The organism is Leptolyngbya sp. GB1-A1 (assembly GCF_039962475.1).
Lineage (GTDB): Bacteria > Cyanobacteriota > Cyanobacteriia > Elainellales > Elainellaceae > Leptolyngbya_A.
The window spans coordinates 189,630-215,765 of record NZ_JAMPLI010000007.1 but is presented as its reverse complement, the minus strand read 5'-3'; the positions used below and the strand labels follow the sequence as shown (position 1 = coordinate 215,765).

At 51.1% G+C, this 26,136-nt stretch carries 26 protein-coding genes; 15 read left to right on the top strand and 11 right to left on the bottom strand.

All coding sequences use genetic code 11. The annotated features are described in order from the left end of the window. Positions 1-25: 25 nt before the first annotated feature. From ispG to NDI45_RS10425, 3 genes are all read right to left on the bottom strand, one after another. Positions 26-1,258 (bottom strand): (E)-4-hydroxy-3-methylbut-2-enyl-diphosphate synthase, encoded by a 1,233-nt coding sequence (gene ispG / locus NDI45_RS10435; RefSeq protein WP_190791860.1) that lies wholly within the window; start codon positions 1,256-1,258, stop codon positions 26-28. A gap of 142 nt (positions 1,259-1,400) precedes the next feature. After that, on the bottom strand, positions 1,401-2,078 hold the full coding sequence (locus NDI45_RS10430) for an HAD-IA family hydrolase (protein ID WP_348247263.1): 678 nt from the start codon (positions 2,076-2,078) through the stop codon (positions 1,401-1,403). Positions 2,079-2,084: 6 nt separating this feature from the next. Further along, positions 2,085-3,275, bottom strand: a complete 1,191-nt coding sequence (locus NDI45_RS10425; protein WP_348247262.1) for an NAD(P)/FAD-dependent oxidoreductase — start codon at positions 3,273-3,275, stop codon at positions 2,085-2,087. Between the two features lie 294 nt (positions 3,276-3,569). Between NDI45_RS10425 and NDI45_RS10420 the strand changes: the two genes are divergently transcribed. Continuing rightward, positions 3,570-3,941 carry a lysozyme inhibitor LprI family protein gene (locus NDI45_RS10420; protein ID WP_190791857.1) on the top strand — a complete coding sequence of 124 codons (372 nt, stop codon included), beginning with the start codon at positions 3,570-3,572 and terminating at the stop codon, positions 3,939-3,941. A gap of 204 nt (positions 3,942-4,145) precedes the next feature. On the opposite strand, the gene NDI45_RS10415 is transcribed toward NDI45_RS10420, so the two are convergent. The 3 genes from NDI45_RS10415 to NDI45_RS10405 form a co-directional block, all read right to left on the bottom strand. Next, on the bottom strand, positions 4,146-4,424 hold the full coding sequence (locus NDI45_RS10415; protein WP_348247261.1) for a hypothetical protein: 279 nt from the start codon (positions 4,422-4,424) through the stop codon (positions 4,146-4,148). A gap of 42 nt (positions 4,425-4,466) precedes the next feature. Then, positions 4,467-4,607: a hypothetical protein gene (locus tag NDI45_RS10410; protein WP_348247260.1), complete on the bottom strand. Its 141-nt coding sequence runs from the start codon at positions 4,605-4,607 to the stop codon at positions 4,467-4,469. Between the two features lie 333 nt (positions 4,608-4,940). After that, positions 4,941-5,573 carry an HPF/RaiA family ribosome-associated protein gene (locus tag NDI45_RS10405; protein ID WP_190791855.1) on the bottom strand — a complete coding sequence of 211 codons (633 nt, stop codon included), beginning with the start codon at positions 5,571-5,573 and terminating at the stop codon, positions 4,941-4,943. Between the two features lie 748 nt (positions 5,574-6,321). Between NDI45_RS10405 and eno the strand changes: the two genes are divergently transcribed. Both eno and NDI45_RS10395 read left to right on the top strand, forming a co-directional pair. After that, the gene (gene eno / locus NDI45_RS10400; RefSeq protein ID WP_190791854.1) at positions 6,322-7,599 is read left to right on the top strand and encodes a phosphopyruvate hydratase; all 1,278 of its coding nucleotides are present in this window, start codon (positions 6,322-6,324) and stop codon (positions 7,597-7,599) included. A 449-nt stretch (positions 7,600-8,048) separates the two neighbouring features. Continuing rightward, on the top strand, positions 8,049-8,906 hold the full coding sequence (locus tag NDI45_RS10395) for a neutral zinc metallopeptidase (RefSeq protein WP_348247259.1): 858 nt from the start codon (positions 8,049-8,051) through the stop codon (positions 8,904-8,906). A 76-nt stretch (positions 8,907-8,982) separates the two neighbouring features. Here the strand turns inward: NDI45_RS10395 and rpsF are convergent, their stop codons facing one another. Further along, complete coding sequence (rpsF, locus tag NDI45_RS10390; protein WP_348247258.1) at positions 8,983-9,300, bottom strand: 30S ribosomal protein S6; 318 nt, start codon at positions 9,298-9,300, stop codon at positions 8,983-8,985. Between the two features lie 179 nt (positions 9,301-9,479). Here rpsF and NDI45_RS10385 point away from each other — a divergent pair, with 179 nt between their 5' ends. Beyond that, entirely contained in the window at positions 9,480-10,295 is an 816-nt protein-coding gene (locus NDI45_RS10385; RefSeq protein ID WP_348247257.1) for a fumarylacetoacetate hydrolase family protein, read from the top strand. A 94-nt stretch (positions 10,296-10,389) separates the two neighbouring features. Here NDI45_RS10385 and NDI45_RS10380 read toward each other — a convergent pair whose 3' ends face one another. Beyond that, entirely contained in the window at positions 10,390-10,869 is a 480-nt protein-coding gene (locus NDI45_RS10380) for a Tic20 family protein (protein WP_190792690.1), read from the bottom strand. A 141-nt stretch (positions 10,870-11,010) separates the two neighbouring features. Next, positions 11,011-11,208 (bottom strand): hypothetical protein, encoded by a 198-nt coding sequence (locus NDI45_RS10375; RefSeq protein ID WP_348247256.1) that lies wholly within the window; start codon positions 11,206-11,208, stop codon positions 11,011-11,013. A gap of 410 nt (positions 11,209-11,618) precedes the next feature. Here NDI45_RS10375 and NDI45_RS10370 point away from each other — a divergent pair, with 410 nt between their 5' ends. From NDI45_RS10370 to NDI45_RS10360, 3 genes are all read left to right on the top strand, one after another. Next, a complete protein-coding gene (locus NDI45_RS10370; protein ID WP_190792688.1) occupies positions 11,619-12,197 on the top strand; it encodes a GAF domain-containing protein in 579 nt (192 codons plus the stop codon). A gap of 94 nt (positions 12,198-12,291) precedes the next feature. Beyond that, positions 12,292-12,507 (top strand): hypothetical protein, encoded by a 216-nt coding sequence (locus NDI45_RS10365; protein ID WP_190792687.1) that lies wholly within the window; start codon positions 12,292-12,294, stop codon positions 12,505-12,507. Between the two features lie 87 nt (positions 12,508-12,594). Continuing rightward, a complete protein-coding gene (locus tag NDI45_RS10360) occupies positions 12,595-13,752 on the top strand; it encodes a metallophosphoesterase (protein WP_348247255.1) in 1,158 nt (385 codons plus the stop codon). Between the two features lie 234 nt (positions 13,753-13,986). Here NDI45_RS10360 and NDI45_RS10355 read toward each other — a convergent pair whose 3' ends face one another. Next, entirely contained in the window at positions 13,987-14,130 is a 144-nt protein-coding gene (locus NDI45_RS10355) for a hypothetical protein (RefSeq protein ID WP_190792685.1), read from the bottom strand. A 397-nt stretch (positions 14,131-14,527) separates the two neighbouring features. On the opposite strand from NDI45_RS10355, the gene NDI45_RS10350 reads away from it, so the two are divergent. The 7 genes from NDI45_RS10350 to NDI45_RS10320 all read left to right on the top strand — a co-directional run bounded on the left by NDI45_RS10350 (position 14,528) and on the right by NDI45_RS10320 (position 23,188). Further along, a complete protein-coding gene (locus NDI45_RS10350; protein WP_348247254.1) occupies positions 14,528-16,567 on the top strand; it encodes a hypothetical protein in 2,040 nt (679 codons plus the stop codon). A 421-nt stretch (positions 16,568-16,988) separates the two neighbouring features. Beyond that, positions 16,989-19,121: a tetratricopeptide repeat protein gene (locus NDI45_RS10345; RefSeq protein ID WP_348247253.1), complete on the top strand. Its 2,133-nt coding sequence runs from the start codon at positions 16,989-16,991 to the stop codon at positions 19,119-19,121. 12 nt (positions 19,122-19,133) lie between these two features. Beyond that, complete coding sequence (locus NDI45_RS10340) at positions 19,134-19,787, top strand: Uma2 family endonuclease (RefSeq protein ID WP_348247252.1); 654 nt, start codon at positions 19,134-19,136, stop codon at positions 19,785-19,787. A gap of 204 nt (positions 19,788-19,991) precedes the next feature. Beyond that, complete coding sequence (locus NDI45_RS10335; protein WP_348247251.1) at positions 19,992-21,005, top strand: NAD(P)/FAD-dependent oxidoreductase; 1,014 nt, start codon at positions 19,992-19,994, stop codon at positions 21,003-21,005. 30 nt (positions 21,006-21,035) lie between these two features. After that, positions 21,036-21,581, top strand: a complete 546-nt coding sequence (locus NDI45_RS10330) for an Npun_F5560 family protein (RefSeq protein ID WP_190792680.1) — start codon at positions 21,036-21,038, stop codon at positions 21,579-21,581. 190 nt (positions 21,582-21,771) lie between these two features. After that, positions 21,772-22,428 carry a hypothetical protein gene (locus tag NDI45_RS10325; protein ID WP_348247250.1) on the top strand — a complete coding sequence of 219 codons (657 nt, stop codon included), beginning with the start codon at positions 21,772-21,774 and terminating at the stop codon, positions 22,426-22,428. A 124-nt stretch (positions 22,429-22,552) separates the two neighbouring features. After that, positions 22,553-23,188 (top strand): VTT domain-containing protein, encoded by a 636-nt coding sequence (locus tag NDI45_RS10320; RefSeq protein ID WP_190792692.1) that lies wholly within the window; start codon positions 22,553-22,555, stop codon positions 23,186-23,188. Between the two features lie 210 nt (positions 23,189-23,398). Here NDI45_RS10320 and argG read toward each other — a convergent pair whose 3' ends face one another. Beyond that, positions 23,399-24,643: an argininosuccinate synthase gene (gene argG / locus NDI45_RS10315; protein WP_348247249.1), complete on the bottom strand. Its 1,245-nt coding sequence runs from the start codon at positions 24,641-24,643 to the stop codon at positions 23,399-23,401. Positions 24,644-24,964: 321 nt separating this feature from the next. On the opposite strand from argG, the gene NDI45_RS10310 reads away from it, so the two are divergent. Beyond that, the gene (locus NDI45_RS10310; protein WP_348247248.1) at positions 24,965-25,699 is read left to right on the top strand and encodes an endonuclease/exonuclease/phosphatase family protein; all 735 of its coding nucleotides are present in this window, start codon (positions 24,965-24,967) and stop codon (positions 25,697-25,699) included. Positions 25,700-26,136: the final 437 nt, after the last annotated feature.

The window sequence follows — 26,136 nt, the reverse complement described above, 5'->3', positions numbered from 1 at the left end:
CGGCTTGGTGAGCCCCAAAAGAGAGCTAGGGATCAACCCAGCAGCCATCTGCCTTAATCAAATTAATCAGCTCTTCGACCCCCTGCTCTTCAGGGACTCGCTTGATTTCTTCGCGTCCGCGATACAGGGCAATGTAGCCTGCCTGTTTACCCACATAGCCGTAGTCCGCATCTGCCATTTCGCCAGGACCGTTGACAATGCAGCCCATGACGGCAATATTGAGTCCAGTCAGGTGATTAGTGGCTTCTCGGACTTTGTGCAGCACTTCTTCCAGGTTAAACAGCGTGCGACCACAAGACGGGCAGGCAACATACTCCACCATCGTGCGTCGCAGCCCCAGGGCTTGCAGAATGCTGTAGCATACCGGAATTTCCTTTTCGGGAGCTTCGGTCAGCGACACCCGGATCGTATCGCCAATGCCTTCTGCCAGGAGCGTGCCGATCCCCGCTGTGGATTTGATGCGTCCGTATTCACCGTCGCCCGCTTCCGTAACGCCCAGATGCAGGGGGTAATCCATACCCAGTTCATCCATGCGCTGCACCATGAGCCGATTTGCCGCAATCATCACGGGCACTTTCGAGGCTTTCAGAGAAATCTCAATATTGTAAAAATCCAGCGATTCGCAGATCCGAATAAACTCTAGCGCGGATTCCACCATGCCCTCAGGCGTGTCGCCGTAGGTAAACAGCATTCGCTCTGCCAGCGACCCGTGGTTGACCCCGATCCGCATCGATTTGTTTTGCTCGCGCAGGCTGATCACCAGCGGTTCCAGCGTTTCGCGAATTCGATCACCAATCTCATCAAATTCGGTTTTGGTGTATTCGGTGCGATCGAGCCGAGGTTTCTCAAACACATACAAACCCGGATTAATCCGCACATTATCCACATGCTTTGCGGCTTCCAGGGCAATCTTGAGTCCGTTGTGATGCACGTCCGCCACTAAGGGCACAGGCTGGTAAGAGGCAAACAGCTTGCTGCGAATCTCTTCCATCGCTTTGGCGTGAGCCATACTGGGCACAGTGACGCGCACAATCTCACAGCCGATCTCGTGCAGTCGCCGGATTGCCGCCACCGACCCCTCGATATCCAGGGTGTCTTCGTTGATCATTGACTGCACCGCAACCGGATTCCCGCCGCCGATCGTGATACTGCCAACAGGAACTGCGCGGGTTTTGCGTCGCCGAATCGTGCCGTCGGTAGAGAGACAAATCGACGAAGCGGAAGAATTAGAAGCAACCGGATTAGGAAGCGTTTGCATACCTTATTTATTTAAAGCTTTTATTTCAAGTCAAAGGATGCGGAGTTGTCTAAGTCCAGAGTGCCATAGATCGGGGACGATCGGGTGGTGAGCTAAAACACATCTTGACTCGATGAGCAAACTTTATGAGCAAACTTTGTGGCTAATCACGCTTCAGCCAAAATGCCCGAATTCCCGCTTTTTTTGCGCCTTCATAATCTTCTTGGAAGCTATCGCCAATATGCCAGGCGTGATCAGCTGAAACTCCATGTTTGGCAAGCGCAGCTTGAAATACAGCCACTTCTGGCTTGGCGGCCCCCACTTCAGTTGAGATCGTAACCGAGGCAAAGTAATCCGCTAGTCCAAGAACATCCAGCACCGGATACAGGCGCGAATCAAAATTAGACAGGACGCCCAGCGTTATGCCTTCCCGCTGCCAGTAGTCGAGAGCCTGCCGCACCTCGTCATAAACAAACCAGGGCTCGGCGGTCTTAAAGTAGTTGTACAGGACTGAGAAGAATTCCTGGAAGTTGGTAAACTGCTCGATCGCCCCTACCTGAGCAAAAGCCTGATAGGCGATCGACTCCCACCAGGCATACTCTTTTTGAGGAATCTGCGCTGGGGGAACTCCCGGAAACGCCATCCGCGAAGCCGCCTTAAAGCTCTGAAAAAATGCCTGATTCAACAGAGCGGCATCAGTGGCTACGCCAAACGAACGGGCGATCGATCCATAGATTTCGCCCACACTGCCCCGCACCCCGAACAGCGTTCCGACAGCATCCAGAAAAATGACTTGCGGACGAGGTTCCAGAGTTAACCGAGAAGGCAGTGAGGAAGGCATGAGAAATCAGGGCGACAGCAATTGCCGCAGCGGTTGGGCAATCCAGTTTAACCCGACTTTGAGCTGGTGATCGAGCGTTGGCATCCGGTAGAGGTAGACTAGCCGCCGGGCAATGTAGGCAAAGGGACCATTCAGTCGAATTCCTAACCCGGTCAGCGTTGCGTCATCCTTGCCCAGGGTCATCATTTCGCCGAGTGCCTGATAGCGGAAGGGCAGCAGCGGTCGTCCGGTGATACTTGCCCAAACATTCCATCCAGCACATTCTGCCTGCTGAAACGCTGCCTGAGCCGTACCGGGAACAAGCTGACCCTCAGCATCTCGACATTCCACCGAGTCGCCCAATGCGAAAATCTCAGAATGGTCGATCGATTGCAACTGAGCATTCACCACAAGCAGCCCGCGCTCATTGTGCTTGAGCGGCAAATTTTGCACCACGTCGCTAACCCGAGTTCCCACCGTCCAAAGCACCACGTCCACGGGCAAATCATCCGTTTGTCCGCGATAGTCCAGCACGATCGACTCCGCAGAAATTGATTTCACCTGTGTTTCCAGGTCGATCCAGACCTTGCGATCGCTGAGTGCCTTTTGCGCCATTTCCCGGTTATATTCCGGCGAGGTTTTGAGAATCTGCTCGGTCGCTTCGATCAGCCGCAGTCGTCCCCGATCGCCCAAGCGTTCCGCCAGTTTGCAGGCAAGCTCCACCCCTGCATAGCCGCCTCCCACGATCGCCACCCGAATTTTTTCTCTGTCTGACTCTTCAAGCGATCGCAGCCGTTCTTCCAACCGATAGACATCCGCCAGCGTCCGAAACGGAATGGCAGATTCTGCCACGCCCGGAGCCAGATCAAGCGGCGTTTCACCGCCCATCGCCAGCACCAAATAATCGTAGGACAACGCTGCCGCATCTTGAAGCTGAACCTGTTTCGCCTCAACATCTACCCCTGCCACGGCTTCTTGCAGAAAGCGAATGCCTGTATTTGCCAACAGTTCACTGTAAGGCGGCGCGATTTCCCAGGTTTGCAGTTCGCCTGTTAACAGTTCGTAGAGCAACGGCGAAAACAAAAATCGATCGCGCTGATCAATCAGAACAATTTCCGGCTTCTCAGACGGATTCCAGGGCAACTGGCTCAGGCGCAGCGCGGTGTAGAGTCCGCCAAAGCCCCCTCCTAGAATGCAAATGCGGGTCGGTTGAGTCATGACTGGTAAGACGAGGCAACTGTTTTTATTGTAACGATAACTTTCAGCCATTCCTGAGACGGGTTTCCGCCCGTCGAAGATCAGGAGACGCGATCGAATAAATGTGGCGATCGAGAGAGGGAAAAAGTTTCAGGATTTTCTATGCTGAGGACATTCAGTTGAAGATATTCGATCGATATTCGCCCTTATCAACGCGATTAATTTAAAATTTCTATTCATCTTTGAACTTCTTAGAATTTTAACTTCGGCAATAATCCCAATTCATCCTTCAACTTCTAACAACTTTCAACTTTTATGCAAGCCAATTCCGCAAATTCTTCCAGTCAGTCTAATCCTCGTTCAGGCGCGATCGATTGCAGTAACCCGCAAACGCAGCAGGAAATGAATCAGTGCGCAGCGCAAGGTTATGAAAACGCCGATCGCGAACTGCAAGCAATGTACCAGCAAATGCAGGGGCAAATGAGTGACAACGCCCGATCTCAGCTTGAAACCGCTCAAAAAGAATGGGTTGAGTTTCGTACGGCAGAGTGCCACCTCGAAGCAAAAGCCAATGAAGGGGGCTCGATGTATCCGACGGTGTTGTATCGCTGTATGGAACGAGTAACTCGCGATCGAATGAAGCAACTTCAGGAACAGGTTAATGTAAAGCGGCAAATTGTAAACTGATCAGAAACCAATTGAAATGCGGTTATTCCGTTTTAGAAGGGTGTTTGACCAGTCAGTATGATGAAGAATGATGAGTCCCCTCTACAAAATAGGTTCTCCTACAAATAGGAGATTGGGGAGCGAGTGCAGCACTTCTGATTTCTTTCAAATCTGAATTTGTCCAAAGTACGCTCTGAGCGGGCGAGGGTGAGTCGCCCATTCAGTTTACTGTTCGTCTGGCGTACTTTCTTCTGCCTCCTGAAAAATATCAGGGCGCAAGTCACGCGCGTCGCTCAGCGTTTGGGGAGCAACGGCAGGATTTCCCAATAGCGTCACTGGGTCTACTGTGTAGCCACCTTTGTACACCAGATCCTCTGCTGGATTGACAATATCAGACTGATGAGGCTGGTTGTCAGACTGCTGACTCACCTCACCCACCTGCTGCCGCACTTCGGCTGAATCCTGTTGCTCGGTAGAAGGGGAATTGATTGATTCAGGGTTCATCGTCTTTCTTGTTTGTAGAAATTTGTAGAAATAGGTGCAGTGTTAGTGATGTAATTTAACGCCGCGAGACACTTGCTGCATCCGCCAAATTGGGTGAGTTGGAACAGATTCAAATCCGACATTGGTGAGCCAGCGATCGAGATTTCCGGCTGCATAATCGCTGATATCTGATATAAGGTTCAAATTAAATTTGCTCAGGCTGAAGCAACCAACTCAAATTGGTTTGGTCTAAACAAAACTGCTGTAAGCCCAGGCGGATGGAACCTAACGAACTGTAAAGCGGTTAACCTCTGCTCAAAGAAGTGTTCAATTAATAGTTTGATGTTTAATCGATCGCGTCGTTTTGAAGGGTATTCTGCTTGGTCACATACAATTAGAAGGGGTTTTTAAAGTGCAAACGACGATCGAATCACCTCGCCTACTCAGGTTGTTTAGCAAGACTAAATTTCAACAAAAAAAGGGGTTTCCCCCTAATTAAATCAAATTAAAAGCGAATGGTTTAAGCGTTTTTGAACATTAAGACTGCCAGCCGAGCGGCGGCTCGACAAGCTGCTCTTCAGCCTTACCTGCTCTTGCTCCGGGCTTATCGACAATTTGAACGCTCGTTGCCTGCAAGCCCTTGTCGCCATCGGTCGCGCTATATCTCACCCCGGTTCCGATCTGAATACGATCGAAATCATCATGCAGAACACTGTTGCGATGGAAATAAACTTCTTCTGCACCAGTCAGATCTTTAATAAAGCCGTAGCCGTCTTCGTGAAATACTTTTGTCACCAAAGCCGTGACTTCAGTTGCATCATTATGGTCTTTTGATTGCTCATGTTCGCGCTGTTGTTTGGTGAGCTTGCGAATTTGAGTTTCCATTTTGCTAAATGCATCTCGAATCACAGCATCTAGCTTGACGTACTGGTTTTCTTCGCTCGGATGGCAATCTGCCACTAGTTCATGATTCGGCGGAATTGTCAGATCGATCCGAACGCGATAGGGAGAGCCACTGCGGGGACGATCGTTGATTTTTTCAATCGCGATGTGGCAGCCATTGATGTAATCGCACATCCGTTCTAGCTTGGCAAGTTTCTCCTCCACGAGGGTTTGAACTGCATCGGTTTTTTCAACGTCACGGTAAGTAATTTCGGGTGGAACCTTCATGCCTGATCTCCACAGAAAAAGAGTGTATTAATCCTAGAAGGCTACAGGTTGATTAACCTCTCACTCTCGACGGTGATATGAACAGGAGAACGTCTATCAGAAGATTGGATTTGCTATTAAACCTCTGCTCTTATGCCGGATATTTCGCGATCGTACTGACAGAGTGGGACAAAACCAGGGTCTTATCCCCCTTAATGAGAGCTTGCATCGAATCAGCGTGATCCAGCAGAGGCTAAAACAGTGATGGGAACTCAAAGCTTTAAACACCGCTGAGAAAATTTAGAGGGACACCCAGCCAGAATGGGAAAGCGAAGGGACAGTTCAGGCCACAATCAGGATTTTCCCAACTCCGACCTGATTGACTTACTGATTGAATTATCAAAAGCAGGTTAAAAAATTCCAATCAATCCTGATCCCAGCTCAAATCAGTTCTACGATCGATTCTGGTTTGACAGGACAAAGTTTGATAGTACATAGTACAAGGTTTGACAATACAAATTCATCGCTTCATCGATCGCAGCCATTTTTTACGCCCTTCGTCTTTGGGTCGTCCGTTAGATACGATGCAGAACAGAGTGCAAAGTTCGGGTAAAATTCTCTGCACCTCTCTGTCATGATTTCTGACCTTCAAGATGCCGAAGCCATGCTCTCAGCAGTTTCTATGATTGGCGCAAGTGCCATTTTTGGATAAATTTTGATCTGGCTTCGATCGAACCTCACTATTTTCCTTGGAAGGAGCATCAACTCAATGCAGATTCTTGCCATCAATGCGGCTGAAGTCCTGGACTCGCGGGGAAATCCTACGGTAGAAGCAACCGTGCTGCTCGAAGATGAAATGACAGTGGGAACGGCGATCGTTCCGTCTGGCGCGTCTACGGGTGAAAAAGAAGCAGTCGAATTGCGCGATGGCGATCCTAAGCGATATGGCGGCAAGGGGGTTCTCACTGCCGTGGCAAACGTGAACGACAAAATTGCCCCCGAACTGGAAGGCATGGAGGTGACCGATCAGCGATCGATCGATCTGTCAATGCTAGAGCTAGACGGCACACCTAATAAATCCGTTTTAGGGGCAAACGCAATTCTGGCAGTGTCCCTAGCGGTGGCCAGGGCGGCGGCAACTTCGCTGGGTCTGCCCCTTTATCGCTACCTGGGGGGAACCAATGCTTGCGTGCTGCCCGTGCCCTGCCTGAACGTGATCAACGGCGGCAAACACGCAGATAACACGGTGGACTTTCAGGAATTCATGATCGCGCCGCACAATGCTCCTTCCTTTACCGAGGCAATCCGCATGGGTGTAGAAACTTTTCATGCGCTGCGATCGCTCCTAAAGGGCAAGGGCTACAGCACTGGGATCGGCGACGAAGGCGGATTTGCTCCTGACCTGAAATCCAACGAGGAAGCGATCGAGGTGATTTTGCAGGCGATCGAAAAAGCAGGCTACAAACCCGGAGACGACATCTCGATTTGTCTTGATCCCGCCTCCAGCGAAATGTGGCAGGACGGCAAATATGTCTTTTTTAAGTCCAACGCGCCCGCCAAAACCTCCGAGGAAATGGTGCAGCTCTGGCACTCCTGGGCAACCCAGTATCCGATCGTCTCACTGGAAGACGGCATGGGCGAAAACGACTGGAATGGTTGGAAAATGCTGACCGAGACAATCGGCGATCGGGTCGAACTTGTCGGCGATGACCTGTTTTGCACCAATGCCAGCATTTTGAAAGAAGGAATTGACAAAGGCGTTGCCAACGCAATCCTGATCAAGCTAAACCAGATCGGCACGCTCACCGAAACCCTGGACACGATCGAGCTTGCCAAGCAAAACAAATACAAGTGCTTTGTCTCTCACCGCTCCGGCGAAAGCGAAGATACGACGATCGCAGACCTGGCAGTGGCAACCACGTCAGGACAGATCAAAACTGGGTCGGGCTGCCGTAGTGAGCGCGTCGCCAAGTTCAATCAACTGCTTCGCATCGAGCGTCAACTTGGTAAATCTGCCCGGTTTGCGGGTCGGAGCGCGTTTCTGTAGGAGTTTGGGGGTGTTTTGATAGGGTTAGCTACGGTATAAAAACAAGCGATGCGAAGCAGTTTCCCCAGGGTGGTAATCGAGCTTGCTCAGTCGTACCTGACGAACCACCCATAGCCTCCAGGCAACCAAACCTGTTCAAAGTTCCCCCTTGCTCTTTTAGAGCGGCAGGTTAAAAGCTGGGGAAGTTAAGGGACTGCAAGGACTGAAACAAAGCTCAGAATTAGCAGGCTAAGAGCGGTCGTTGTTCCCTAGCATCCACATAATTCCCTGGCAGCCCCACAAAACACCCTTCTAGAAGGACCCACTCCGCCTAATTTTGCTTCCTGATATAGATTTCTTCCGCGTTGGACGATCGCACAATAGGTTTAATCAAATTTTTCTTTTACCTATAGTAAATTTTGATTGAACCGATTGGTTGTGGTTGCCCTGCTGAATTGCGGAGATAAATTATGCGTTGGGATTTTGGTCGGCGAAGCCGGAATGTAGAGGATCGGCGCGGAATAGGAGGGGGTGCAGGTGTACCGATCGTGGGAGGCGGTATTGGTGCAGTGCTGCTGGCATTGGTGGTTGCCTTGCTAGGTGGCGATCCGAGCGCAATTTTTGAGCAGGCTCAGAGCCCAAGCACCGTTCAAACCGATCGACCCCTCGAGCCCGGACAGGATCAGCAGGCTGAGTTTACCTCTGTGGTATTAGCCAGCACCGAAGACACCTGGGGCACGCTGTTTCAGCAATCGGGCGAACAGTATGTTGAGCCAAAGCTCGTGCTGTTTAACGACGCGGTTCGATCTGCCTGCGGCACAGCAGAATCGGCAATGGGTCCGTTTTACTGTCCTCGTGACCAGTCGGTTTATATTGATTTAAGCTTTTTCAACGAGATGCGAACTCGTCTAGGTGCGCCCGGTGACTTTGCTCAAGCGTATGTCATCGCGCACGAGGTGGGGCATCATGTGCAGAACTTGCTTGGGATTTCCAATCAAGTACGAAGCCTCCAGCAGCAGGTCGGAGAACGAGAGGCAAATCAGCTTTCGGTGCGGCAAGAGCTTCAGGCAGACTGCTTTGCTGGAGTTTGGGCACACCACGCCGATCGCAATCGGATTGGCATTGCCCTCGAACAGGGTGACATCGAAGAAGGATTAAATGCCGCCAGCGCGATCGGCGACGATCACCTGCAAGAGCGATCAAGAGGCTACTCGGTTCCAGACTCTTTTACCCACGGCAGCTCAGCACAGCGTGTCCGCTGGTTTGAACAAGGCTTGCAAACGGGTGAGCCCGACCAGTGCAATACGTTTGAGGTGGCAAACCCGTAAATCTAGATCAAACACAAAAAAAGGTGGGAATGACCCACCTCACAGATTTGTATCTTTATATCAGGGTGAGCTAGCCTTACGCTTCGACCGCTTCAGACTCGACGACAGGGGCATCTACTTTGATGGTCAGGAAGCGTACCACTTCATCGCTCAGGCGCATGGCTCGCTCCATAGCAGCAACGGCGGCTCCACTGCTGCTATAGTTCATTTGCACATAAACTCCCTCACGCTGCTTATTGATCGGGTATGCCAAACGGCGCTTGCCGCGATGCTGGGTGTCCAGACCTTGTGCGCCCTGCTCGGTCAAAATTCCTTGATACCTGGCGATCGCTTGATCGACCACTTCATCTCCCAGATCAGACCGGAGGATGTACATCGTTTCGTAGTAATTCATGACAAGAAAGTCTCCTTATGGACAATGGCTGCTGCTGCAAAACCCTCTAATCGCATGGCGACCTAGATTGGCGACGATGGGGCTGAAACGGAAGAAAATCTTTTCAACTTCACCGATCGGGTATTGCAATCAGAAGCAAGGATTTACAATCATATACCAGTTAAGAACAGTCTCCCATTATGGCACAACGCTTCGTCCGGGTTCAAACAACGACTGGGCAGCTTTATTACGGTTTGCTGCATCTCGATCGCCGTGTGCAGGTTTTAGATGCTCCTCCCTGGCTGAAAGGGCAACCGACCGACCAGGAGCTTGAACCTGAAACCTATATTTTGCTGGCTCCCTGCGCTCCTTCCAAGATTGTAGCGGTTGGAAAAAATTACCAGAAGCACGCTGCCGAAATGGGCGGAGAAGTTCCGAAAGAGCCACTGCTGTTTCTCAAGCCTTCGACCACGCTCACCGCACCCGACGGCATGATTTACTACCCGCCCCAGTCGCAAAGAGTCGATTACGAAGGAGAACTTGCTCTGGTGATCGGCGATCGGTGTTTTTACTGCACCCCCGAAGAAGCCCGCAGCAAAATTTGGGGCTATACGATCGCCAATGATGTAACTGCCCGCGACTTGCAGCGAAAAGATGGACAGTGGACCCGGGCAAAGGGATTTGATACGTTTTGTCCCTTAGGTCCGTGGATTGTGCGGGAACTGAGCGGCGCGGCGCGGCTCCAAACATTCCTCAACGACAGCGAAACGCCCGTTCAGTCGGCGACGGTTGCCGAGATGGTGTTTGCGCCAGAAGTGCTGGTGTCTTATATCAGTCAGGTGATGACGCTGCTGCCGGGCGACGTGATTTTGACCGGAACGCCCGAAGGGGTGGGAGCTTTGCAATCCGGCGATCGGGTAAGGATTGAGATTGAAGGCATTGGCTCTCTCGAAAACAAGGTTGCCGTCCGAGAGCCTGCTCCGATCGGGGCGAAAGCTCAGCAACTCCAGGAATAGCTGAGACGAGTTACTGAGCCAAATCACCGAGCCGAATTGCCGGGCAGAATTTTAGAGAGGTGGTTCACCCTCAATCGGCTTACCAACTCTGTAGCTAGCGAACCTGCATATGAACTGCGTTCGACAGCGACGGAATTTCGGCATATCGTCCCAGAGCGGTCTGCACCACAGAAAAGATAACGGCTGCCATCGCGCCCAGGAAGATCACGTTAAACAGGGTTTCCAGAATCAGTCCGCCGCCCAGCACAGGTTGCAGCAGATATTGAATCACAATGCTGCACAGGATCAGCACGATGTCGATCAAGATTGCCTGCATTGCGTTGAAGCGGATAAAGTGATTGATGTTCTCATTCCGCACTACACCAAAGTAAAGCCCAAAGAACACGATCAACCCCGCAAAGGGAATCGCGCCATACAAACTAACGATCGGCAAGAGCGGCACTAGAACAACGCTAAGTGCAGGAAACTGAGTGAAAAAAGGCACTCCAAAAGCCAGGGCTTCAATCAGCGGCAGCAGGTAAGGTAAGCAGGCAAAAATGCGATCGGTTGGACTCGTGGAACTGCGCCAGCTCATGATATTTCTCCCAATATTTTTTCCCAGGATGGGGGGTTCTATGCAACATTTGATAAGCATAGAATAGCGTAATTCCCCTGGCGACGCTCTCACTCCTGGGTTGGGGCGGCCTTCTACTTTGACAGGCAGATCATTAAGCCGCTAGTGAATATCAGCAATCCGAAATCCCATCTGGCATTCGTATTGATTGGGCTGTCCCTGCTCTTGTTTACCAACTGCCCGACCACATCGGAGCTTTCCCTGCTGCCAGCGTGGTTGTCCGCCCTGATCTGCCATCAAGCAAGTCGGACAAACCTGCTGGGGCGAAACGAGCTGATTTTCCATGAGGATGACTAGCATAGGACTTCCTCCACAGGCTGAGCTTTGCCCGTGAGTATGCACGGTAGCTTTATTCTATGTCAGGCTTCCCGGATTGCTATAGCAATTGATACGCCTTGTGAAGGAGTTTCATTAATTTCAACATTTTTTTAAACTAACCGTTTTAAGAAGAGGTTTGAAAAGGATCAGAAAGTGCGGCCTTACCCCTTAAATCCCGCAGCCTTGGGGGCCTTTGAATTCCCTAAAGCAAGCGAAGTTTCCCCCAGAATCATCCTGTCAGGGGGCAGTTCGTGAAAAGCAGCATTTTTGAGCCATCCCCTCACCTTTTGACTTTGGGTCAATTCTTTGCAAAATCAAAACTCATCCCTACCACCGTAGGAATCCTTAGCCCGTCTGAATATGATGTGCAGGCGACCCTGTAAGGAATTTCTATGTCAAATGATCCGCAAACGAATGATGCTCAAACCCTCCCAAATGCAATTCTGCGGGCATTTGCAGAACCGGAGCCAGAAGCAGTTTTTGTTGCCCTGTTGCCTGCTTTGTGCGAGGTGCTAAACGTCGATCGCTGCTTTTTGCTGCTTCGCAATCCCGATACGCGCATTCATCGGGTGATTTGCTGGCGGCGCGATCCGAACCTGCCGGATACCAGTACTGATGGCTGGCAGCCCGAAGATGAATGGGAAAAGGACGATCCGATGTTTGCAGCGGCACTGGCAACTCAGCCCAGTATTTTTATCGAGGATATTGAGACGGCAAGCCCCGATCGCCTGAACCGCGACTTTGAGCGGCAGTATCTTGGGCATCGTGCCTTGGTTCACGCCCACGTTTGTCAGAATCAGCAGCTTTGGGGCATTTTACAGCCTGCGGTGTTTGGGCATCCCAGAATGTGGAGCAAAGCCGATCGCGAGACAATCGATCGAGTTGTCGAAATGCTTATTCCGATCGTGGTAGAATCTGTGAAAGCTGCTGCTCCACAGGCGATTAACAGTAGCGATGTGAAGAAGTTCTGAAGAATTCGCAAAAAAATCGATCTTTAGTCATAAAATTTACCGGAAGTTTACAGAAGCCTCCGTATTAGGGACTAGTACTTTCAGAGGAATCAGCATGGTCTTTTATCTGATTGGAGCTACGCTCACCTTTGGTCTGCTGCTTAGCGCATTCCTGAAAGATGAGTCCACCTCAAATTCAGACCTTTCTTCCTGGATTGTTGTCCTGGTCGGTTCCCTGCTCTGGTTTATTTGCCTACCCTCTGTCATTTACAAAAGGGTTGCCACGGTTCGCCGTCTGCTGGCTCCGGTCTTTTCAGGTCAGACTGCGTAATCAAACTGCTTTGCCGTACGATTCCTCACTGTCCAGCTACAATACCCGTAGCTCAACAAAGCGTTGACTCCTGAGGACAGTTGTGGAATGCCTTTCACTCGTCGAAACACGTTACGACTGCTGGGTTTAGCTGGAATTAGCGGAATTTCTGCCTGTATTCAGCAGGCGGCGACCAGTCAACTTCCTGAGCCTACACCCTCTGCTCCGCCCACGGCTTCCCCAACTTTAGGAGAAACGGCGGTGCGTCGCCTGACCCAGCAGGGTATTTTTGCCCCTCCACGCGGGGATGCTCGAATTGTGGTGATCAGCGATTTGAACAGTCAATATGGCTCAACGGACTATGAGCCAGAAGTCGATCGCGTGATTGCCCTTGCTCCTGACTGGCAGCCGGATCTGGTGCTGTGCGGCGGCGATATGGTAGCAGGACAAAAAGCTTCGCTCACTCGATCGCAAATTCAGGCGATGTGGAATGCGTTTGATCAGCACGTCAGCGCACCCCTGCGGCAAGCAAACATTCCCTTTGGCTTTACGATCGGCAACCACGACGCCTCTGGCGCCCGATCGAACGGAAATTTTTTGTTTGCTCAAGAGCGCGATCTGGCAGCAGCATACTGGAATGATCCGCGCCACAATCCTGGACTTCAGTTTGTCGATCGCGCCAGATACCCGTTCTACTATTCCTTTCAGCAAAACGACATTTTCTTTCTGGTTTGGGATGCTTCTACGTCCCAGATTCCTGACGATCAGCTGACCTGGGCAGAGCGCAGTTTGGCATCGAGTCAGTCCCAAGCGGCGAAGCTGAGAATTGCGATCGGGCATTTGCCCTTGTATGCGGTAGCGATCGGGCGCGATCAACCGGGTGAGTATCTGGATGGAGCCGATCGCCTGCGAACAATGCTGGAAAGATATGGCGTCCATACCTATATCAGCGGACACAACCACGCTTACTTTCCGGGCTATGTGGGCAAGCTGCAAACGCTTCACAGCGGGTTATTAGGAAGCGGAGCGCGGCAATTGTTAAACGGCAACTCGCCAATGATCAAGACGGTCACGGTCATCGACGTCAATCTAAATCAGCCTGAGACTACCTACACGACTTATGATGCGAAAACAATGCAGGTCGTCGATCAGCATCGCCTGCCCCGACTCATTGATAGCCCAACTGCAAAGATTCTGAGGCGAGATGTGCAGTGGGCTGATTTGTCTGGGGCGGAAAGGGCGAGTCAGTATGCGCCAAGGTCTTAGAGAAGGTTTATCAGTAGAAACTGGTCAGCAAAAATTTGCCAGTAGAAAGGTAAGTATCAGTGAAAAGGTAAGTATAAGAAGCCTCTGAGATTCCCCGACCTCCTGAAAGGGAAAACCGAATCGTTGCAGGTAGTCCTTTTGCAACCGGAAGTCCTGACGGCTCAACGTTTCCTTTTGCAGGGAGATTACGGGGATCTGTATTGCTTGAGGAGCTTGATCGCTTAAAGTGCAATTCTACTCAATCTCAGCCTGACGCTTGCGAAGCGAGGCAATCATCTGCTGGCGCACAAGCTTTGCCCACTGATCGAAGTCAAATTCGCCGTTTGCAGGGGTAGCAGCTTGAGAAGACGACTGCGAGGAATTTAAATGGGCTTTCATATGGGCTATCTCCAGAAACACTGATGAATAGGGTCGATCGCGTCACTCACGATTCTAGATGACCTTCTGCAGAAGTCAAAAAGTTCCGTATCTACCGTTACAGAAACTTAAAGGAAATGATAGGGATTGCGAATCCTCCCCATAGACGATTTTAAGCGGATTTTCAGTGTTTTGAGGGATGCGAAAGCCCCTTGCGTAATTCCCACTGGGTTTAACTTGAACTTCATAAAGCGAATGTCAGAGGGGTCTGCAAATCATGACGATGTGATTTGTTACACGTACCTGGTGAACCAGGATCACACGGCTGCGCATCCCCAATTCCCTTCACTTGATAGATGTTGACCGATCACGCGGTCGCTAGACTGTTTGGGTTATTTTTACGCAGGCGATCGTTATTATGCGGCTGGGTCGAATTGCAGTTTTACTGTCTTTCATTGGGTTAATCGGACTGCTGGGATACGGGGTGGAGTTATCGCTGCCGCGCAGGGGTCCCAGTTTGAATAAAACACTCACGCCGATTACAACCCTGGCTCCTGCTGGAATTGGCTCTTATGATGTGCTGGGAATCGTGGTCGATCGCCCGGAAGCCGAACAGCTTTTGCAAACCGAGGCAGGTCAGCAGCAGCTCAGCCGCGAAAATGGCGCGATCGAAGTTACGCAGGATTTGATCGACCTGGGACGCAAGGCGTTTTACACGGAAACTTTTGGCAACGAGTATTTCTTTACCGACGTGATGGGGGCAATTGACGGCGGCATTAACCTGGTGAATCTCAGTCGGGCAATCGTCGCGCTGGGCGGCAAGGCAACCACGAATCTTCAGGTCAAGCTCGATCGCGATTACACCGTGGGTGGCAGAGCCTTTCCCAAAGGCACAGTGCTGAATACAGGTCTGGATGTTCCGGCAGGGTCGCTGATTCCAGTTGGAATGGAAATTCATAAAAAAGGAGGCAAAGTTCAGGTTGGCATTACTTGTGCAGCTTGCCATGCGGCGGTTGATCAGCGATCGGGCTTAGTGATTGAGGGTGCACCCAACATCGATCTAGATTCGGGACTGCTGCTGGCGTTTGCGACCAACTCAGCGGCAATGTTTCGGCAAACGGGAGTGAATCCACTCAAACTGCCCGGCGGAGAGCATACCTACATCAATGCCGCAGGCAAAACAGCGAAGCTAGTGGACGCAAAAGCCTTTGAAGATGCCGTAGACGCAGACTTTCTTTCCTGGGCACCCGGTAACTTTGACTCTTCGCCCGATAACGTCAACAACCCGGCACAGAATCCCTCGTCTTATACCCACGAGGCGTATCCCTATGGCTGGAGCGGCTTTTCATCGATCGGCTGGTTCCACGGACTGACGACGCTGAATAACAATGTTCACGCGACAAATTCCGACCCGTCTACGGCTCTCGAAGCCAGTTTACCGCTGCTGGGCATTGATAAAGAAACCTATCTTGGCTCGATGCTGCAAAATGCCGCGAATCCAAAGTTTCGGTTGCCGGAAGGAGCAAAGCCCTCTGAATTTTTCGATCAAATTGACCCGACTCCAGGCGAACCGGGGATGAATCAGGTGATTCGGATGCCGGGATTTCCGAAAGGTTCGCTGTTTGCGATCGATGGATTGATGGCAAGCTCGCCGGGTCTACCCGTAGGTGAGCAGCTCAACGGAATGTCGGCTTATCAAAATACGCTGGCTCCACCCCCTCACGAATCTGATGCAGATAGCGAAACCCTGCAACGAGGTGCAAAAGTCTTTACCGAGGCGGGTTGCATTAGCTGCCACAGCGGACGCTACTTTAATAATCATCAAGTGATTGGTGAAATTGAAATCAAGGGTCAACCGTCTCGCGCTAAAGCGCTGGCAAAAATACCGGGGATTTTCACCGAGCCAAAAACCTACCCGCCGAGCCTCAGAGTTCCCCTACCTGCCGATCCGCCCGTACTGAAAGTGCCAACCGAGATTGCGTCATTAGTCGATCGCGAGCTTGCCTTTGCCCAAAACAATCCGGCAGGCGGCTACAAAGTGCAACACCTGATCGGGCTGTATTTGAGTGCGCCCTATCTGCATGACGGTGGCGTGGCTGCAACCCAGGCAGCGATCGCCCCTAACGAAGACGGCTGGTATCAGGTGGTAGAACCAGAAGAAATGGGACTGGCAGGAACCTGGATGCGGCGCATTGAACCCGACCCGGAAGCCAGCCTGCGGGTGCTGGTCGATCGCAACCTGCGTGAGGCAGCAGTGCAGGCAAACCGCAAGAATGAAGCCCTGCAAAACATTCACTCCGATGGCAGTGGACATAACTACTGGGTCGATCGCAAAGCCGGATTCACACCCGAAGACCAAACCGCGATCGTGCAGTTTATGCTGGCGATCGATGATGATCCGGCAGTTCTCCCTACCGAAGAGGGAGAGCCGATCGTCGCGACGAATGGGGGACTTTGAAAGGAGGGGCTAGTTTTTGAGGGTTTGAGGTAGACCGATCGCCCTCTAACCCCAATAATTTGTCTTCTAAACTCGACCAATCGCCTTTGGCACTCAACATTTTCTGATCTGGATATGAACGATCGCCATTGGCACTGGATACATTGGCGATGTGAGTCAATACATTGCTTCTTGCACTGGATACATTAGCTTTGTGAGTCGATACATTGGCTTTGTAAGTCGATACATTGCCATTTGCACGCAATACATTCCTTCTGTTACTCAATACATTAGCTTTTGCACGCAATACATTCCTTCTGTTACTCGAAACATTGGGATTTCTGCTTAGGAATCAAGCTTCGATCGTCAACAGTCGCTTTGGATTCTGCTGAAGCGGTTAGAATTTGGTCATTGCGGCGATAGCAGGCGGCAGCAGGAGGTGATGACGGTAAGCTGGGTTGAACCTCTCCAAAAATTTTTGGCTGAAGTCTTGCGGTGGATTACCTCGACTGAGCCTACTTTGTCTGGGATTGCAAGTGTTGTTGCAATTCTGACCGCTCTGATTGGCGTTATTGTCTTTTTGAGAAGGCAACTTGCCCAGGACAAATCGCGTCAGCCCGTTGAACTATCAGATACGTTTCCGTTTGAGATTATTGCGCCTCGATCGCCTGATGTGGTGCGGCGGCTAATTGGCAGCAGTAATGATGATCCTGTTGATCCGCTTGCAGACTTTAACATTCCCTATCAGCGACGGGATGCCGATCGAAACGTTCAGAAAGAGATGGAGCGGTTGCTTCAGGAGCGGCGATCGATCTTAATTTTAGGTAAATCGGGCATTGGTAAGTCACGGGAGGCAGCAGAGCTAGCAGCGCGATTCAATCAGCACGGCTGGGCAATTTTGAAATTGAAGTCCTGGGAATGGCAGGCAATCCGAAAGCCGAGTCAGCTACCGATCGATCGAATTGGCACAGACCGCCAGATTCTGTTCTGGTTTGATGATTTGAATCGTCCTCTCTATCAGGATGCAGCGTGGCGCAAGGAGAAATCAGACAATGCGCTTCAGTTGGGTTTGTCGCCCTTGCCGGAACGCCTTCTGGAACTGCTGGAAGCTTATGACCAGGGCTGCCGTCCTGAAGAAATTCGTGTGATTGCAACGGCTCGAAATGAGACAACGCGTGAGCGGGAAGGCGAACCAAGCGAGCTAGACAAGCTGGGGCTAGACCAGTACCCAAAGCTGTGGCGCGATCGCTTTGCTCAGTATTCTTTGCCAGAACCCGATGTGATAGCCCTGGTTGAACTGCTGCAAAACACGGTTGATCCGCAAACGGTTAAAGCGAATTCGCAGGATTACCAAAAGTTAGCTGCAAAGAGCGATCGAACGTTTCGAGTCATGGTGCTGAATTTGAGAGACGCACGGCGATCGGGTGAGCCATTAACCCAGGTGTTTACCCCGACGCTGAAGGGAAGCTGGGAGAAGCGATATCGAGAAGTCAAACACAAACCCTATGCTCCCCACATCTACGCGGCGATCGGTTTGCTGCGTCAGGTCAACGTTGTGCTGGCTGAGTTTACCGTTGCACCAACGGCTGTCCTGATTGCGAACCGATGGAAACAACCGCGTCGCTTCGTCTGGTGGCATCAGTGGCAGATTCACCGCACATTGCGCTACCTGATTGCTGCCGAAAACATTCTCAACCCCAGCGACGGACAAATCGAAGCAGCAAATCAGCTTGTGGAGGTGGGGGAATACGTTCCAGCCCTGTCTCACCTGCTTGAGAAGTTAGCAGACCAACATCCAACAGAGATGCTGTCTTCACTTTCTGAATTTGGTTTCGCCATGCTTGAACTCAAACGGTATCCACAAGCCCTGGAAGCTTTCAATAGGCTTTTGTCGATTCTGCAAGCCCTGATACCTGCAATCACAAATCCAGAAGTTCTATCAGGGATCAATTCTGAGCTTGTTTCTGTTTGGTCTGGAAAAGGCTATATCTTGGCGAATTTAGGAAGCTACGAGCAAGCAATCGATTCCTGGGACAAAGCAATTAAAATCAAACCGGACGATCACGAAGCATGGCACAACCGAGGAGTTGCCCTGTTGAATCTGGAACGCTACGAGCAAGCAATCGATTCCTACAACAAAGCAATTGAAATCAAGCTAGACTTTCACCAAGCCTGGTACAACCGAGGTCTTGCCCTGCGTAATCTAGGACACTACGAAGAAGCGATTGACTCCTACAACAAAGCAATTAAAATCAGACCGGACTATCACCAAGCCTGGTATAACCAAGGCTATACCCTGGCGAATCTAGAACGCAATGAGCAAGCGATCGACTCCTGGGACAAAGCAATCGAATTCAAACCAGACAAACACGAAGCCTGGTACAACAAAGCCTGTTGTTATTTGCTGTTATATCAAACCGACGATGCAATCGAGTCTTTGCAACGAGCAATCGAACTCAATCCTAAATATCGAGAGAGAGCTAAAACAGCCTCAATCTTTGACAACATTCGATCGGACGATCGCTTCAAAGCACTAATCGAAGAAAACCCTGATCAGAGTGAGGCGATCGACTAAGGAAAATTCCCAATGGTTAACCCCGTCCCCATCCTGCAAACGATCGCAACTGAAACCTGGATTCCGGCTGCCTGGGAAGACTTTTTGACCTTTGCAGATGATCCGACGCTGGTGGGCGGCAGGTTTTATTACGACCAGGGTGAGATGAGGATTGAGATGAGTCCATTGGGTTCGGCGCATGGGCGCGACAATACGATCGTTTCGACGCTGATTAATCTGTATGCTGCGATGCGATCGTTTCCCATGCAGGGCTTTACCAACACAACTTTTAGAAAATCGGGTCTGCGGGAATTCCAGCCGGATCTGGCGTTTTACATTGGTGAACCTGGACAGACAATCACTTTTCCAGCCCGATCGAACGCTGCGGTAAACCTTAACGAATTTGACCCGCCCTCGCTGGTGATTGAAATTGCTGCCTCTTCCCTGGAGGACGATCGCACCCGCAAACAGGCACTTTATCAGCGAGCAGGCATTCGAGAATATTGGGTGGTGGATGTGAATGCAAGTCAGGTGATTGCCGTTGAGCCTAGCAAGGCAACCCAACTCCGCCGATCGCAGGTTTTACCCGGATTAGAAATTGATTGGGTCGATTCTGCCCTGAAACGTGCCCAGACCGAAGACGATGGTGCGGTGAGCCGATGGTTTCTTGGGCTGCTGACGCAGTGATTGGGTCGATCGCCCTTCGCCCTTATACCAAGTTCTCGCTTCTCAATCACTCAAAGTGTCCCTAAGCAAGAAATAAAGGCTTTGACGTGAGCCTCAGCTAACGGGGGCGTTGTAGGGCTTTTACGATTCCTCAAACTTCCTCCCAAATTCCTAGAATCGCGATAATAAAGAAAGAAGAGGACTCCGGGCAGGTAAACAGCAGCAATGAAACTATCCAAGAAGAATTTAGATCAGCGGCTCGATCATCTCTACGACGTAATTATCGTCGGCGGGGGCATGGGCGGACTCTCCGCAGCAATCTATCTTCAGCGATATTGCCTCTCCTGTCTGATTATCGAGAAGGGCAAAGGGCGATCGTTCTGGATGCAAGAACTGCGAAACTATCTTGGTTTGCCGCCAGAAACCCCCGGACGCGATGTGATTCAGCACGGGCAGGAACACGCCCTGATGCTGGGGGCAGACCATCTGCGCGGCTTTGTAGAAGAAGTGCGCGACGAAGGCGAAACCTTTACCGTGAAGGTCAGGGTGGGCAAGGAAGACAGTATCTACCCTGTGTTTCGATCGAAGTATGTCATCGCCGCGAGCGGCATTATGGATCATTTGCCAAAGCTGGAGAAGATGCAAAATGTCTTTGATTTCGCGGGCTATAATCTGCACGTCTGCCTGATCTGCGATGGCTACGAAATGGCAGATAAGCAGTGTGGTCTCTTCGTGGGCACTGAAGGAGCAATCAATACCGCATTTGTGCTGAACTGGTTTACGCCTTATATCACCGTCTTTACCAACGGTTTGTTTGAAGTGGGCGACGAGATGCGGCACAAGCTGAAGGAACATGGCTTTCCGCTCGTTGAAACGCCAATCACACAGCTTTTGGGGCACGACCACGAAATGACCGGGGTTGAGCTAGAAGACGGGAAGATCATTCCGCTTGAAACAGGGCTGGTCGCAATGGGATCGCATTACTATAATGAGTACCTCAAGGGACTCGACCTGGAGTGGAAAGGCAGCAATCTGGTAACAGATTCCATGTGCCGCACCTCCCATCCGCGTCTGTTTGCGATCGGCGATCTTAAAGAAGGCATCAATCAAGTGTCAATTGCCGTCGCAGATGGTACATTAGCGGCAACAGCAATCTGGCGGGACATTCGCAGGGCTGCTCCGCCGCGTCGCTGGGAAGAACACTTGGTTGGGGAAAACCCCATGGTTGAGACGACCTAATAACAACGCGATCTGATTTGGAGCAAGACTGTGACACGAACTGATACCCTCACCATTCCCGAACTGCAATCGGAAGTTGCCCATCTGCGCGATGAACTCCAGATGCGCGACCAGCTTGTGCAGCAGCTTTCACAAGAACTTTTCCGCTTGGTAAAAGGGAATGCTGCAACGACTCCGACTCCCGCTGTTTCTGAGCGGCAGCAAGCCGAAATCCGCGCCCTTCGTGAACAGGTGCAGGGCTTTGAGCAGCAGGCAATGTTCTACCAGGAGCAGCTTTCCGCCAAAGATACGGAGATTTATCAGTTGCGGCAGTCCGGTCGTGAAATGACCGATCGCGCCCGAATGCTGGAACAGGTGGTCGAAGAACTGCCCCGGATTTACAAAGAGAAGTTTGAGCAGCGTCTCGCGCCGATTAAGGAAAAAGTCGCGCTGATTCAGCAGGAGAACCGTCGCCTGCACGCCGAACTTCAGAGCGTCAGCTATCGCCTTGCGGTCAGAAGTCGTCGTGTGAGTCATTTAGATTTGCCGAGCTTCCCTCGGATGGGCGCAACGCTGCCTGATCTGAGCAACGTCTAATTCCAGTTCCCTCCAGAACTGTGGGTTACCTCTGTGGATTACCCCTCTCTTGTGGGATGGCATCAGAACTTTTGGCGCGGAAGATAGACCATTTGCTGCTCTGAGCGAGCGAAGACCTCCATCCCACAAAAAGACAGGCCGTACACAAGAAGACAAACGATAAACGGATAGTTTCTCAGCTTAGAAATTGGTGCATGTCCTGCTCATAATCGATCCGCTGCCTGCTGATCAAGATGATTTGCAGGCCCAGTCTATTTCTGCGATCGAACAGGCGATCGAACAATTTCCCGTTTCTACGGAGTCTTCAGTTTCGATCGTTTGTAGCGATCAGCCGATCGCACTTCAACCCGCAGATCTGCTCTGTCCGCTAACGCTCAACCTACCGGATTCCCTGGCCTGGAAGGGTCAGGCAATTTATAAAGTCTGTCGAGACGTAGAGGGATTGCGCGATCGCGTCCAGCGGGCACTTCTGGTTCCGATCGCGACAGGAGAATTCTGGTTGCCGATCGTCCTGACGGCAAAAGGCGCACTCTACGCCGAAGCCATCTGTCGTGAGGATTCTCGCTACTATCAGCCGCTCCATTTGCCCGATCTGCACCGTCAGCCCCTTTATCGCCTCGCCCATCGCCTTTTGCAGGAACTGAACGCGCCGCCGTCGGTTTACCTGCTTCAGTTTGGTTGGACAGATGGGCAAATTGGCTTCGATCGCCTGTATCCCTTTCCGGCAGAAGCGGCGATTGCCAGTCTGAAGGTTCAAACCCCGGATCTTTTTGCCTGTCACTGGCAATGCTTAACGTCTCAGCCAATTTTTGATGTGCACATTCCAGGGAATCTGGTGTGGCGATGAGAAGCACTTCTCCCGTAGGAGTAATCGCCCTTCGCGAATTGACACGATCGCTGATATTACGTCAAGATGGGAATCATTAAAGGCTGTCACAAATCTTTGTAAAGTCCTATTTCTAAGGTTACTCATTACCGTGGAACTGATTCCCCTGGAAACCATCCAGAACATCGCTCACGAATACGGCTACTGGGCAGTGTTCGGCGGCATTCTCCTCGAAAATACAGGGATTCCTATTCCCGGTGAAACGATTACTCTCGTCGGCGGCTTTCTGGCAGGCAGCGGTGAGCTAGATTTTTGGCTGGTGCTGGCAAGTGCGCTAGGCGGAGCAATCCTGGGCGACAACTTTGGCTACTGGGTTGGGTATTACGGCGGCTGGTCGCTTGTAACTCGTGTGGGTAGACTGTTCCGCATTAAGGAAGAACAGCTTATCAGCGTCCGCGATCAGTTTGCTCAGAACGCTGCCAAGGCCGTAATTTTCGGTCGATTTGTCGCACTGCTTCGCATCTTTGCTGGACCCTTAGCAGGAACGGTAAGAATGCCCTATGCGCAGTTTCTTCTCTGCAACCTCGTTGGTGCAAGCATCTGGGCAGGTGTCACCATTACCGCCGCCTACTTTGCCGGAAGGCTAATTGCCCTGGAAACCCTGGTTCAGTGGATGTCTCAGTTTGCCGCTGTCGTCGTGGCGATCGTCGTTGCCTGGTTTGCCCTCTCCTACTGGCTGGAGCATCGCAAGTTTGGCAAAGGTCTAGAGCAGCAGGATTGAGGTGAGCGGATAGGGGATCAGGAGATAGGGGATGAGAGCAGGACGATTGCTCTATCCAAACTGCAATGACTGGTAAGCGTCTCGCTGATGTCTAAATGACAGAAGTTCCTTTCTGTTCATTCAACGATCGCTCACCTTAACGAACAAACCTACCTCCTTCTACCCACTTACTTACTCATCCACCTATCACTCACCTATCCATCCACTCATCTACCCTTCAAGCTTGACTTGCCCTGTCGTTGCCAGCACCCGCGCACTCACGCCAAAGACGCGCAGCAGTCCTTCGGAGTCGGAGTGGTTGTAGTCGCCCACGCCTTCCATTGAGGCATTTTCTTCGGAGTATAGGGAGTGGGGCGCGTCGGTTGCGGCGATGAAAGAGAGCGTTCCTTTGTAAAGGGAGACGGTGATAGTTCCGGTTGCCAGAGCAGCGGTGCGCTCGATCGCCTGTTGGGCCATTTGGGTCGCGAGATCGAACCAGTAGCCCTGATAGATCTGTTTGGCAACCAGGAGCGAAAGCTGATCGTAAAATTCGCGGGCGCGGCGATCGAGAACAAGCTGCAACAGATAGGCATAGCAGGTTCCTAGAATCTCAACGCCAGGGCTTTCGTACACACCGCGAGACTTGATGCCGACAAAGCGGTTTTCCACCAGGTGCGTACCGATGCCGATGCCGTGCTTGCCGCCGATCGCATTTGCCCGAAGAAAGGCTTCCACCAGATTGACCGATTGGCTGTTAATAGACACCGGACGACCCGCCTCAAACCGCACTGTGAATTCTTCGGGCTGATCGAGAGCGTCGATCGGATAGCAGCCCATAATCGGCTTTACAAACTGAGCCGGAGTCGTGAGCGATTCCAGCATTCCCGATTCGTGAGTCAGTCCCAGCAGGTTAGCATCGGTGGAATAGGGCTTGTCTTTGGTAGCAGTCACGCTCAGCCCGTTATCCTGACAGAAATCGATCATTTCGCTGCGTCCAGGGAAGCGTGCCAGGAAAGATTCGTCTCGCCAGGGCGCATACACTTCAAACTCAGGAGCCAACATATTCGTAATCAGCTGGAACCGCACCTGATCGTTACCGCGTCCGGTTGCGCCATGGCTAAAGATCGTCAGTCCACGCCGCTTCATTTCGCGAATCATCGCTTCGGTCAGCACACAGCGAGCGATACCTGTAGTATTCCAGTAGCGTCCCTCGTAGCACGCCTGCGCCTGGATTACCTGAAGCCCCGCTTCGGCAATTCCCTCCCGGCAAGGCAGCAGCACAAATTCTGAAGCTCCCGCTGCCAGCATTCGCTTTTCAATATCCGCCGGATTGTCTTCGTCAGGCTGTCCCAGATCGGCCGTAAAGCAAACCACGTTCACGCCCTGATCCGTCAGCCATCGTGTAATCGTGCAGCTATCGAGTCCACCTGATCCTGCAAAGGCGATCGTCTTTCCCTGTAAGTCTTGCGCTTTCATGTCGTTTTTCTCTCTCAGCCAACCTCCAGACCGGGAGAACAAAACCCCGATCGGGCAAACATCATATTATCGGCTGAATGGTTCCCATTTTGTTCGGGGACAACCGATTGTTAGAGAATGATGGCATATCAGAAGGGGTGAGTGGGTGAGTGGGTGGATGAGCCGGTGAGTGGGTAGCGCTTCTTAGGCTGCTTATTAGGCTGCTTAAACTGTAGTTATCTTGCTTGGATTTCGGGTTGCGGTAGTTCCTTTAAAGCTCATCTGATTGAATTTATTAAGTTTAGGGTTCAATAGATTTGCAGGAATTGGTGAGATATTACTGTGAATTCGCCTACTCGTTTTCGTATTGCAACCTGGAATTTAGAACGCCCAAAACAAAATGGTTGGACTAAAAATCAGCGTCGCCTCAATAAAATTTATGAGATCGATGCCGATGTGTGGGTGCTCACTGAAACGAGCAAAGCGATCGCTCTTGAGGGTAATTATGAACCCACTGAATCCTGCGCCCATAATAATGGTGAAAATCTTTCAACAATCTGGTCTCGCTGGAAAGTGCTGCGTGCTCTTCCAACTTTTGATCCCAACTGGGCGGTTTGCGTTGAGGTAGATTCACCGTTCGGAGCAATGATTATTTATGGAACTGTAATCACTTATGCCAATGATAAAGGAGCCAGTGGAGCTGCAAAGCGATGGGAAGAGCATCGTCGTTCAATTCAACAGCATCATGAAGACTGGTTACAGATTCAGAAGCGATATCCTAATCATTTAATGTGCATTGCGGGCGATTTCAATCAGAGTCGAGATGGTTCGGGTTGGTATGAAGAAAAGCAGTCAGTTGACTTGCTAAGTGCAGCCTTGCACGATCTTTCACTGGTTTGTGTGACTGACCAAAATTTTCAAGCCACGGGTCTTTCACGATCGACTATTGATCACATTTGTTTATCTGAGCGTCTATTTCCTTACAGGATCGCAGTGGGTGCTTGGGAAGGCACAACGCTAGAACACGGAAGAATGAGCGATCACAATGGCGTATTCGTAGACTTACGATGTGAGTGACAGCAAAATAACAATCTCGTTGCACACTGACCATCAGGAGATATTGGTTGAGATCGAGAGGTTATCTGAGAGGAGTGAACGGGGTCGTTATCGATAATCTCCCTCGAACAGATCGTCCTATTTCCTTCATTGGCAGACACAATCAAATTTCGGGGCGGAATCAGCAAAATGCCTTGCTCTAAGCTGATGGCGGCGATCGAACCCAAAGCCAAGTCATTACCTAAGTTTCCGGTACACCAAAAGACACCCACTCACCGACTTACTCACCCATACCTTCACCCATCAAGAACTTTTTGACGGTGAAGCAGGTCAACGATAGGATGCAGTCAGAGCACTGCTCATTCTGGATGCTTAAAAAAACCGTCCTCGACGGAAAGTGTTCTAAAGCGCATCAACCCCCAGATTGTTCAAAAATATCGTTCAAAAAGATTGCTGCC